Origin of the sequence: Piscirickettsia salmonis LF-89 = ATCC VR-1361, assembly GCF_000297215.2 — a bacterium.
Classification (GTDB): domain Bacteria; phylum Pseudomonadota; class Gammaproteobacteria; order Piscirickettsiales; family Piscirickettsiaceae; genus Piscirickettsia; species Piscirickettsia salmonis.
Window position 1 is genome coordinate 1 of sequence record NZ_AMFF02000158.1, and the last position, 1113, is coordinate 1113.

Consider the following 1113-nt stretch of genomic DNA (forward strand, 5'->3'; position numbering starts at 1 on the left):
TTGAAGGTCAGTCAGGTCTAGGTCATATCCATGCCTAAGATAACCGGCTAGAGCCTGGTGATGGCCAATTCAAAGCTGTATGCAAAAAGGAAAAACACCGCTTTTCTGTAGCAGCTTAAATAGCCATTTAGATAGTGTAGTATGAACCCCTTTTTTGATAGATTATTGATTATAAATCACTATATTCGGTTATTTTGCATGAATTCACCTCTTTACCCTGACAACATTAGCGATTCTGAGTGGACTTTGATAAGGAAATACTTGGTTAACAGTAAAAAGCTAGGAGGGAGACCACCTAAATATGGGAAAAGAGTCATGTTTGATGCAACTTTGTATCTACTAAGAACAGGATGTTCCTGGAGGCACCTACCAAAAGACTTTCCTCCCTGGAAGTCAGTGTATACACAGTATCGTAGTTGGATTAAATGTAATATTTTTGAAAGAATACATGCTATTTTAAGGAATAAGCTGAGAAAACTTGATGGTAAAAAGCCAACACCTTCAGCAGGAATTGCTGACAGTCAATCTGTTAAAATAACGGATCGTGGTGGCTTACATGGATATGATGGGGGCAAGAAGATTAATGGTAGGAAAAGGCATATAATCACGGATACAAGCGGTCTTCTTATCAAAGCAAAAGTCACAGAGGCTAACCTTGGTGACAGAAAAGGTCTCACCCGCCTTTTAGACTCCATTGTTGGAAAATTCCATCGATTAAAAACTGTTTATGTTGATATGGGGTATAATGGCTATAAGTTTTCAAATGAAATAAAGAAGAAGTTTAATAAAATAATAGAAGTGATTAAAAGGCCTAGAAAATACTTTTGGGTCCCTTCTGATGTAACCGATGTTGCGAGTTACCTTGAAAGTATAGGTTATGAGGTTGTTGATGGGTTTAAAGCACAATCAAAAAGGTGGGTTGTTGAAAGAACTTTTGCTTGGATTGGAAAATATCGTCGACTTAGTAAGGACTATGAATATAAAGTTAATTATAGTGAGAGTTTAATTTACCTTGCGATGATAAAGAATATGCTTGGAAAAATCATAAAAAAAGGGGTTTAAAGACACCCTCTACCATTGGCGTAAACGAGATTTCATCTTTACAGCTTTGTG

The 1113-nt window shown here is 36.7% G+C and carries 1 protein-coding gene; it reads left to right on the forward strand.

Features of this window, described 5'->3' with window-relative positions:
• Positions 1-198: 198 nt before the first annotated feature.
• A complete protein-coding gene (locus C200_RS12640) occupies positions 199-1062 on the forward strand; it encodes an IS5 family transposase (RefSeq protein ID WP_032126540.1) in 864 nt (287 codons plus the stop codon).
• Positions 1063-1113 lie beyond the last annotated feature (51 nt).